The following is a 10,923-nucleotide window of genomic DNA, read 5'->3' as shown; positions in this document are numbered from 1 at the left end:
TCGCCCACCCCTACTCCCTTCGCCCACCCCTACTCCCTTCGCCCACCCCTACTCCCTTCGCCCACCCCTACTCCCTTCGCCCGCCACAAGCGTTTCCCGCCAGGCTCTTATTCCCCGGCGCGCTGGAGGTTGGCAAAACTCGCCAGCAAGCGTTTGATTCCTTTGCCGGCGAAGGCGACCGTTACCTCTTCATCGCCTTCGACCAGCTTCGAACTGACGACGATCCCTTCGCCAAAGTGCGCGTGGTACACTTTCTGCCCGGCAAAGAAGGCGACCTCACGCGGTCCCTCGGGCGCATTTCGACGCGATGCCGGAGTTGACGACGATGTTCGTTCCTGCGCCGAATGACGCAGCGCCGTCATGCGATGTGTGAACATCGACGATTGCTGCGCAGCGGCATACCCGCGCTTCGGCGCACGGTGGAGCAGGTCGGGCGGAATGTCGTGCAGGAAGCGCGACGGGGTGGCAATCTCGGCGCGTCCATACGACGCGCGGCGGAAAGCGTGGAGCAGGTAGAGACGCTCTTTGGCGCGGGTGGCGCCGACATAGAATAATCGCCGCTCCTCATCGAGCGCGTCGCGGTCGTCGGTGGAGCGTGCGTGCGGCAACAGACCCTCTTCGAGGCCTACCAGGAAGACGACGGGGAACTCCAACCCTTTCGCCTGATGGAGCGTAATACAGGTGACGGCATTGCGCCCTTCCTGAAGCGTGTCGATATCCGAGACCAGTGCAACCTCTTCGAGAAATGTCGCTAACTGGTTTTCGCGCGGCAGTGTGGCATAGTTTTCGGCAACATTGCGCAGTTCCATCACGTTATTCCAGCGGTCGTCGCCCTCGTCGTCGCCGTACTCGCGCCGCAACGCCTCACGGAACCCCACCCGCTCGAACAACCAATCCATCAACGCGCCGAGGGAGAGCAATCGTCGCTGCTCGATGGCTTCATCGAGCAGCGCCAGGAAGCCGAGCAGCGCATTGCGGGCGCGCGATGACATCGCATCGGCGCGCGCGGGCGCGGAGGGCGCTGACTGATCGGCGGTTTCGGCATCGGCGGCGAGCATGTGCAACATCGCATAGAGCGGAACGGCAGCCGCGCCCGCGCGCCGCTCCAGGTCGTCCTGGGTGCGCTGCCCGATGCCGCGCGGGGGCCAGTTCAGCACCCGGCTCAGACTGATGTCGTCGAACGGGTTGAGCGCCAGGCGGAGATAGGCGAGCGCATCTTTGATTTCTTTGCGCTCGTAGAAGCGCGTGCCGCCAACGACGACGTATGGCGTCTGGCGGGTAATCAGCGCCTCTTCAATTACACGGGATTGCGCATTCGTGCGATACATAATGGCGATATCACCCGGCTGATACGCGCCACCGGCAAGCAACCGCGCAATCTCGCCAGCAACCAGTTGCGCCTCTTCATCCTGATCGTACCCCTCGATGACCTGCACCTTCACACCCGCGCCATTGCGCGTCCAGAGGCGTTTTTCGCGCCGGCGCTGCGCGCTGCGGTTGATCACCGCCTGCGCAACATCGAGGATCGCCTGCGTGCTGCGGTAGTTTTGCTCCAGCAGAATGACCTGCGCTGACGGATAATCGCGCTCGAACGACAGAATGTTGCGGACATCGGCGCCGCGAAACGCATAAATCGACTGATTCTCGTCGCCGACAACGAACAGGTTATGATGCCGGGAAGCGAGTTGCTTCAGCAGCATATACTGCGCCCGATTCGTATCCTGATACTCGTCCGCCAGGCAGAAGGCGTAGCGCTCCTGATAGCGTTCGAGCACTGCCGGATGCTGCTCGAAGAGGCGCACCGTTTCAACGAGCAGATCATCGAAGTCAAGCGCATTGGCGTCGCGCAGCAGTTCCTGATAGCGCGCAAAGCAGCGCGCCGTCACCTCCTCGAAGTAAGATTGCGCGTGGCGGCTGTAGGCAGCCGGGTCGATCAACTCATTCTTGGCGCGCGAAATAGCAGCGTGGATCGCGCGGGGCGCATGCTTTTTCTCATCGAGGTTCAGATCGCGCAGCACGCGCTTCATCACCCGCAACTGATCGTCGGTGTCGTAGATCGCAAAATCGCGCTCACGACCAAGGTGAACGATGTCGCGGCGCAGGAAGCGCGCACAGATGCTGTGGAAGGTGCCGACGGTCAGCGCCGCCGCCTCGCCAGGACCGAGCAGCGCATCGAGACGGTCGCGCATCTCGCGCGCGGCTTTATTGGTGAATGTGACTGCAAGAATATGATGGGGATCGACGCCATACACGCCGATCAGGTATGCCACCCGGCGCGTCAGCACGCGGGTTTTCCCGCTGCCGGGACCGGCAAGCACCAGCACCGGACCCGGCTCCGCCGTGACCGCCTGTTGCTGCGCGGGGTTTAATCCATCGAGAATCGTCGAGACGTCGGTCATCACATACTCGCGTCACACCAGCGCACGCACCACCTCGATACCATTCAGCGCCATATGGTGGAGGAACAGCACGTGGTGCAGGTCGCCGTCGTGCGCTTTGATGCGCAGTTCACGCGCAACCGACACCGGCGTATCGTAGGTATCGACCACATTGGCAGGCACAATCATGCGGCGCCGGATGCCGAAGGCATTCGCCTCCAGCCGCAGATGCATCGCGCCCTGATAGGTGCAAAGGTCGGTGCAGTCGCCAACGACGATAAAGCGATCAACCTGTGGACGCGCACCGATCCATTCACCCAGGCCGGTGCCGATCATCGAACTGATCGAATTCTTCGGGAAAACGGCGATCTCGTTGAAAAACGGCAACGACGTCAATTCCTCGACGGCTTCGCTCTCGGCGCTGCCGGCGATGCAGTGGGGCGGATACGCCTCGAACTCCGGCGTCTGCGGATCGTGCGCGTCCTGCGTCAGCGCAAAGTTGCGCACCCCCAGGGCATAGGCGCGCTCGAACAGATCGGCGACCGGGCGCGCAATCCGCCCGACGCGCTCACTCGCCAGCGGTCCGCTCTTGCAGAAACCGTTGATGACATCGATCGACAGCAGTGCAACCCGTTCCGGTTCGCCCGCAACGACATCCGCCAGCGGCATGTCGCGCAACGATCCATACCATTCGTCGAGATAGGACAGGAAGGGCCGCGTGTGATCAGCAAGGTTCATACGGGCAGGCATTGACTCCTCCTTCAGGCGATGCACTCGTCCCCGGCTTCAACAGACGTCACAGCGCAAGCCGGTTCAAACCGTCAACCGCGTTCCTGCGACTCACCAGTATCCACACGTGCCTCACGCCAGCGGAAGACGAACTGCCCATCGCCTCGATCACGGCGAAAACGGTAGAGCCGGGTCGGACGACCACGCCCCTCACGCAGCAGTCCTGTCTCCTCAAGGACGCCAGCATCTCTCATTTTACGATAGAAATTGCCTTTGTCCAATTTCTCACCGAAAATCTGTTCGTAGATGTGTTTCAGTTCCAGAATCGAGAAGACTTCCGGCAGCAATTCGAACGCCAGCGTCGTATACTCCAGTTTTGAACGCAGGCGCGCGAGCGCCGTCGCCAGAATGCGGTCGTGGTCGAAGGCAAGCGGCGATGGCGCTGCGCGCACCGGGAACCAGCGCACATCGAGACTCTCTTCCGAAACGCGCAGGCGCTGCTGGTCGGCACGGACAAGCGCAAAATAAGCGACGCTGATCACGCGGGTGCGCGGATCGCGGTCCGGGTCGCCAAAGGTGTACAACTGCTCGATGTAAATGTCGCGCACGCCGGTTTCCTCTTCAAGTTCGCGTCGCGCGGCATCTTCGAGCGACTCGTGCATCTGCACGAAGCCGCCGGGGATCGCCCAGTACCCTTCGTAGGGCCAGCGCTTGCGGCGCACGAGCAGCACGTGGAGTTCGCGGTCGATCAGGGTGAAGATGACCACATCGACAGTGATCGAGGGGCGTTCGTAACGCGATGGATCGTAGGTTTCAGCGGTTTCTTCCAGATCGGTCATTACCGTACCTCAATGACGAGGGGGCGTGGTCCTGGCAAAGCTGCCACGCACTTCTCGCCGGGTTAGTGTCATTGCAACAATAAATATACCGGCAGACGGGCGATTTGTCAAGGTGGATTGCGCGATCACACTGAGGCCGTCGCAACGGCTACCACGCCGGTTCGCACAGGTCGGTGAGACGATAGCGTATGTTCGTGGTACAATAGGCGTGCAGTTATTATGGCGAAAGTCGTTGATGTCGTTGGTTCTTGTTGTTTAACTTGCGATCAGTCAGACAAGACGTTCGAGCGCCCGGTTCGCAAGGCGTAACGTTCTACACGCGCGTTGGCAGTCATGGACACAGGACTGCGCCCTGGCATTAGCAGCCCCGACGGGGCTTTCACTTGCAGCGAGCGCCGTCGAACCGCCTGCGGCGAGCGCCGTCGAACCGCGTCCTCAGCGAGGAGGCGTTCGCCCGCAGCGCCCCGGCGTCCCGCTGCGCGCCCTGGCAGTATTGTAGAATGACCGCGCATTAGTATCAGTCCGTACCGTTCCTTATGGAATACGAGCGACGCCAGATAATCCCCACGCCTCTTGAGAACGCCTCCCTTCTGTCGTCAGATAGACGTGTTTCGGTTTTTCACCAGGCGAGGTTCATGTGCTGACACCCGGAACGTCTCTCCAGGATCGCTATCTTGTCGAGCGGCTCCTTGATCGCGGATCGTTTAGCAATCTCTACCTGGCGCTCGACCAGCGCACCAGGCAGCATGTGGATATCAAAGCCATCACCCGCACCGACCCGGATGTCGATGCCATGTTCACGCGCGAGGCAGCGGCGCTTGCCTCGTTGCGTCATCCGGCGTTGCCCGCGGTTGTCGATATGTTTGCCGCGCCGCTCGGGCGTTTCATCGTCTTCGACCATATTCCGGGGCCAACACTCGACGAGGTTCGTGCGCGATCTCCTCAAGCGCAGATCGACGCCGACGCTGCGATCCGGTTTGTGCAACCAGTGCTCGAAGCACTCGAGCAGATGCACCGGTCTCCGGCACGTTTCGGGCATCGCGATGTGCGACCGGCGAACATACGAGTCACGCCAGCCGGCCAGGTTTATCTGACCAATCCCGGCGTCGCCGGTCGATCAAGCGCGCCGTTCACCGGAAATGATCTGCACGCCGATCTGTACGGCATCGGCGCAACGGTCTACACGCTCCTGACCGGCAGCACGCCGCCGCCCCCTTCGCAGAGGATCCAGAGCGACACGCTACGACCGGTAAGCCGGATTCGCCCCGAACTTTCGCCTAAACTGACGCAGGTCATTCAGCAATTGCTCTCGCTCGACCCGGCGCAGCAGTACGCTTCCATCGCCGATGCGAGTCGCGCGCTCATCGAGGCGGCGCCCGATGTGGTCTGCCCGCGCTGCGCGAAACCAAACCGCGCCAGCGCGCGCTTCTGCCGCTCGTGCGGCGCACCGCTGCCGGCGTCTGATCCACGCAGTGCGATTTGCGCATTCATTGAGCGACTTTCCCCACAACCGGCAGCAGCGTCTGCCGGCGCTACGGTCCCGGCACTGCCGATCAATATGATCGATACCCGCAACGCGCCAACTGTCACCTCGCCCCCCGCCGACGCCGCCCCGCCACGTGACAAACGCACCCTTCCCCCAACCGACGCGCCAACCGTCACCTCGCCCCCCGCCGTGGACAGGACTTTTATCTCACCTCCCGGCGCGCCAGCATCGGCAGATGCTACCGCAGAAGTGCCGGCAGCCTCAATTCCTGCACCGCCAACCGCCGGCGTCCCTCCGGCAGCGCCCGTCGGCGGTGCGCAACGACAGCGTGGACGGCTGATCGGTGGAATGATTGCTGCAATTGTTCTCCTGCTGGCGTGCGCAGGCGGCGGTTATTTCGCGTGGGGCGCCATAGGACCGCTCCTCGGAGGACCAACGACGGTTGTAGATATATCGCCGGCGCCGCTACAGACGCGGACCCCGGCAACCGGCGGGAGCGCGGCGACGGCAGAGGCGCGGCAGAATGCCACGGCGACGGCTATTGCCGCAGCACAACAAGCCACTGCCACTGTGCGCGCCGAAGGGCAGACCGCGACGGCGCAGGCGGAGCAGGCAGCCGAACTTCAGACAGCGACCGCCATCGCGCGGCAAACAGTTGCAGCGGCAGCGCAACAGACGGCAGCCGCCATCGCAGCCGCGACCCAGACTGCTGCCGTGCCAACCGCAACACCCACGCCACAATCGCTCATTCCACAGCCCGGCGCTCTCTCACTCGCGGATTACCAGGCGCAGACGCGCGGATTGCGCCAGATTCTGTTCGAGACCTTCGATCGGGGCGAGCGAACCAAAGCGATCTGGCGGCAGGTGGACGATGAACGGAAGCGAGCGGCGCTCCGCGATAATCTCTATTATCTGACGGTCAAAGCGCCTGATCTGACTACTCCGTACACCTGGAACCGCGATCTGGGGGATACCTACAACATCGAATTGAGCGTTGCGTTTCAAACGGTCGGAGCGCCAGCATCAGTTGGTATCGCCTTCGATATGCAACCCGGCGCGAACAGCGGAGTGATCTTTGAGATCACCAACGATAAGCGATGGCTGTTGTGGACCTTTGTGGATGGCAAGGTCGTGGCGCAACAAAGCACCGGCGTCATTCCCGAAGACGTGATCGTCGACGGCGTCGGCACCAACACCCTCTGGGTCATGCGCACCCCGAACGAGATCCAGCTCTGGATCAACAGCAAACATGTCGGGACGGTTCCGCCAAGTCCTTTCCCTGGCGGGGTCGCGGGTGTCAGCATGTCGTCGTTCAGCACGCTGACCGAGCCGGCAACGGTGATGGTGGACAATTTTCGCGTCAGGACGCCATGAGAGAGGTTAGTTGATTTGCGAGGTTGATGCGTTTGTACAGACGCCGCCCTATTCACTGCAAGGCGGAGGAGTGGCCGATCAGGTGTTTCGTGCCGCAGCGTCGACTGGCGCAAATGTTGCAGAGGTCGAGGGCGAGATACCGGCAAGGAATATGCTCGCTATCTCTTTCAATGAACACCCTGAACCATACATCTCATACGAAGTCCTGATCCCTAACCCCTAACCCCTAATCCCTAACCCCTAATCCCTAACCCCTAACCCCTAATCCCTAACCCCTAACCCCTAACCCCTAATCCCTAACCCCTAACCCCTCCTCACAGCCTCGACCTCGGATCGAGCGCATCGCGCAGCCCATCACCCATGAAGTTAATACTCAGCACCGTGAGGAAGATCAGCGCGCCTGGAATGAGCGCCAGCCATGGCGCCGCCTGCAAATACTGACTGCCATCGGTCACCAGGCGCCCCCAGGTTGGCGTATCGGGGGGGAAGCCAACACCGAGGAACGAGAGGGTTGACTCGGCGATGATCGCACTGCCGATCTCCAGCGTGGCAGCGACGATAATCGGGCTGATCGCATTCGGCAAAATATGGCGGAACATAATTGCCGTCCGGCTGATTCCCAGGCAGCGCGCCGCTTCAACAAACTCCTTCTCCTTGAGCGAGAGGAACGTCGCCCGCACGACGCGCGCCGTCTGCATCCATGCCAGCGCACCGATCACCGTCACCACAATGACGAAGATGCCCGCCTCCGGCGAACCCATCGCTTGAATGACCGGATCGCGGAACAGATAGACTGTGAGCAGAATGAGCGGCACCGAGGGAAGCGAAAGGAACAGATCGGTCAGGCGCATCAACGCCTGATCAACCACACCGCCGAAAAAGCCAGCCGCAGCGCCAATAACCGTCCCCAGCGAAATGGCGATCAGCATTGCCACAAAACCAACCGCCAGCGACACCCGCCCGCCGTAGATACAGCGCGCCAGCAGATCGCGCCCCAGGTCGTCGGTGCCGAAGGGATGCACATGCGTCGGCGGCGACAGCAACGCCAGAAAATCGAGATGATCGATCAGCACGCGGATATCGGGGTTCTCCGCCGTAACCGGAATACCCGACTGCGCCAGTTGATCCACCAGGTAGCGTTCATACCACCATGCGCCGGCAGTGACTGCAAGCGTCATAAAAATGAGCACACCGGCGCCAACCATTGCCAGCTTATGGCGACGGAAGCGGCGCCACGCATCTCCCAGCAGGGTGCGCGGTTTCGCGGATACGCCGAGTTGCAACTGGCGAATTGACGCAGCGGCATCGGTCATTGAAGAGGAAGTCATTGTCTGGTCTGCTTCGGACATCTGCGCCTCGCCTGATGGGGTGAACTAGCCATAACGAACGCGGGGGTCGAGCACGCCATAGAGCACATCGGCAATCAGATTGAACACAACGGTGAGACAGGCAAAAATGAACGTGATTGCCATCACGACCGGCGTGTCGGAGTTCTGGATCGAGGTGATCAACAACTGCCCGATGCCATTGACCCGGAACAGGTTCTCGGTAATGATCGCGCCGGCAAAAATCGTCGGAATACCCAGTGCAATCAGAGTTACCACCGGGATCATGCTGTTGCGCAACACATGGCGGATGATCACCATCCGATCCGCCAGGCCCTTGGCGCGCGCAGTGCGCACATAATCGAGCGGCAGATTGTCGAGCATCGACGAGCGCATGAAGCGGGTCAACGCCGCCGTCTGCTGCACCACCAGCACAGTAACCGGCAGCGTCATCTGACGGACCTGCTCAACAATACCGTCCCAACCCGCCAAGTGGAGCGTCGAGTTGTAGACTATCGGAAACCACTTCAGATTGATGGCGAACACTAGCATCAACGCCAGACCGGTAAAGAACGATGGCACAGAAAAACCAATGAATGCAATAAAGGTCGCCACCTGATCGAACACGGAATACTGCTTCACTGCCGAAATGACGCCGATCGGAATGGCCATCAGCACTGCAATGACATACGCAGTTCCAACGACGATCAATGTTTGTGGCAGGCGTTGCCAGATCAGATCGATCACCGGACCGCGCGTACTGAATGAGAACCCCCAATCGCCACGCACCAGCGCGGTCAGCCACTTGACATAGCGCACATACCAGGGTTGATCAAGCCCAAACTGAATGCGGATCAACTCACGCGTCGACTCTGGGATTGCCGGGTTGAGCGCAAACTGCGCCAGCGGATCGCCAGGCGCCAGCGCCAGGATCGCAAAAATCACAACACTGATGATGAACAGCGTAGGAATGGCAATCAACACCCGTCGCAGCACATACTGAGCCATGCCCGTCCCTTGTTCCTGTGCGATACAACAACACAAGGGACGAGTGAACACCCGTCCCTTGTGTTCAGCTCAGACCTACTTGCTCCAGGAAGCGATATTCCAGATACTCGAATCGAACGTGTTGAAAGTCGGACCCTTGAGCGCCTTCACCTTGGCGTTCGGCGTCTGGCGGCTGATGAGCGGAATCACCGCTCCATCGGTCACCAGCAGATCATTCGCCTTGATCGCCAGTTCGGCGCGTTTCTTCAGGTCGAGTTCCTTCTTCAACTGATCGAAGAGCGCGTCGAATTCAGGATTGCAGTAGCGCCCGTCATTGCTGCCGTTCCACTGATTAGCCGCCGATGCGCGTTCGGAGCAGAGCCAGCCCTGGAGGTACTGCTGCGGGTCGGCGCTGTCGGGACCGTTGGTGTACATCTGGAGGTCGGCGTAGAACTTGTTCAGGGTATCGGGGTTGCCCACATCACCGCCGAAAAAGACAGCAGCATCGATGGCTTTGACGTTCACCTGAATGCCAATCTCCGCCAGGTTCGACTTGATAATCGCCTGCGTGCTCTGACGCAGCGGGTTGATCGACGTCTGGAAATTAACGACCAGGCGCACGCCATTCTTCTCGCGCACTGCGCCGTTCAACTTCCACCCCGCATCTTCGAGCAACTTCTTCGCCGCCTCAACATCGCGCTCACACGTCAGGTTCGGCGAATTGACCGATGCCGGCACCACCAGCACATTGCAGGTCGGTTTGCCGGTCGATCCGTACAACTGCTCGGCAATCGCTTTGCGGTTGATCGCCAGCGAAATCGCCTTGCGCACGGCAGGATCGGTCAGGAACGGGTGCGGCTGATCCGGCTCGCTGCGCTTATCGCCGAGGGCCGGGTCGGGATTGGAGAAGTTGACCACAATCCGCTCGACGCCGAACGACCCGCCGGCCAGCGGGTCACACTTGCCACTGGCAAGGATCGGCTCGAGCACCGCCTTCGGAATCTGCAAGTTCCACGAGAAGTCCACCTCTTCCGTCTCACAAACGGCGCGCGCCGCCGAGGTCGCATCGCCGCCGCCTTTGATCTCGACCTCGTCGAAGAAGACGTTGTCAGCATCGCGGAAGAAGGGGTTGCGCTCATAGATCACGACGTCGCCTGGCTTGAACTCCTTCAACTTCCAGGCATTCGTGCCGATCGGCGCCAGGTTTGCCGCCTGGCATGCCGCATCGGTGCTGGCTGCCGCGCCGATGCACTTCTCGAACTGCTTTTTCTGCAAGATCATGCCGTTCGGACCGACAAAGGAGATGTACGGGTAGGCGTTTGGCTCCTTCCAAGTGATCTTGACGGTCGTATCATCGACTTTCTCGACGTTTGCGATCGGATCGAAGACAGCCTTTGTCGTGCAGGCCGTTGCCGGATCGGCGCAGTACTGCCAGGTGAAGATGATGTCTTCAACCGTGAAATCGCTGCCATCAGACCACTTCAAGCCCGGTTTGATCTTCCAGGTGACGCTGGTTCCATCAGCCGCAACACCGCCATTCTCAACCGTTGGAATCTCTGCCGCCAGGAAGGGGACGAGTTCGTCGTTCTCGTTGTAGCGCGCCAGCGGTTCGAGAATAACAGTCGCGCCATCGAAGTCCTTCGTACCGATCGCCAGATGCGGGTTGAGGGTTGTCACCGCCTGCCAGTAGAGGATCTTCAGACGACCGCCGCGCTGCGCCGCGGGCGCCGCCGTCGGTTGCGCAGGCGCCGCCGTCGGTTGCGCAGGCGCCGCCGTCGGTTGCGCGGGCGCCGCCGTCGGTTGCG

The 10,923-nt window shown here is 60.9% G+C and carries 7 protein-coding genes; 1 reads left to right on the top strand and 6 read right to left on the bottom strand.

Features of this window, described 5'->3' with window-relative positions:
* Positions 1–107: 107 nt before the first annotated feature.
* The 3 genes from AC3EA7_RS02745 to AC3EA7_RS02735 form a co-directional block, all read right to left on the bottom strand.
* On the bottom strand, positions 108–2,399 hold the full coding sequence (locus tag AC3EA7_RS02745) for an ATP-dependent helicase (protein WP_488612495.1): 2,292 nt from the start codon (positions 2,397–2,399) through the stop codon (positions 108–110).
* 12 nt (positions 2,400–2,411) lie between these two features.
* Entirely contained in the window at positions 2,412–3,128 is a 717-nt protein-coding gene (locus AC3EA7_RS02740; RefSeq protein WP_488612494.1) for a cysteine hydrolase family protein, read from the bottom strand.
* A 71-nt stretch (positions 3,129–3,199) separates the two neighbouring features.
* Positions 3,200–3,946: an NUDIX hydrolase gene (locus tag AC3EA7_RS02735; RefSeq protein ID WP_488612493.1), complete on the bottom strand. Its 747-nt coding sequence runs from the start codon at positions 3,944–3,946 to the stop codon at positions 3,200–3,202.
* Positions 3,947–4,583: 637 nt separating this feature from the next.
* Here AC3EA7_RS02735 and AC3EA7_RS02730 point away from each other — a divergent pair.
* On the top strand, positions 4,584–6,806 hold the full coding sequence (locus tag AC3EA7_RS02730) for a serine/threonine protein kinase (RefSeq protein WP_488612492.1): 2,223 nt from the start codon (positions 4,584–4,586) through the stop codon (positions 6,804–6,806).
* Between the two features lie 314 nt (positions 6,807–7,120).
* On the opposite strand, the gene AC3EA7_RS02725 is transcribed toward AC3EA7_RS02730, so the two are convergent.
* The 3 genes from AC3EA7_RS02725 to AC3EA7_RS02715 all read right to left on the bottom strand — a co-directional run.
* Positions 7,121–8,134 carry an ABC transporter permease gene (locus AC3EA7_RS02725; RefSeq protein WP_488612491.1) on the bottom strand — a complete coding sequence of 338 codons (1,014 nt, stop codon included), beginning with the start codon at positions 8,132–8,134 and terminating at the stop codon, positions 7,121–7,123.
* Positions 8,135–8,179: 45 nt separating this feature from the next.
* On the bottom strand, positions 8,180–9,139 hold the full coding sequence (locus AC3EA7_RS02720; protein ID WP_488612490.1) for an ABC transporter permease: 960 nt from the start codon (positions 9,137–9,139) through the stop codon (positions 8,180–8,182).
* A 75-nt stretch (positions 9,140–9,214) separates the two neighbouring features.
* A partial coding sequence (locus AC3EA7_RS02715) for a peptide ABC transporter substrate-binding protein (protein WP_488612489.1) occupies positions 9,215–10,923 on the bottom strand: 1,709 nt, incomplete at its 5' end.

The sequence above is a fragment of the Roseiflexus sp. genome (assembly GCF_057785375.1).
The sequence above is the reverse complement of the archived record's forward strand: the minus strand, read 5'-3'. Positions and strand labels throughout refer to the sequence as shown.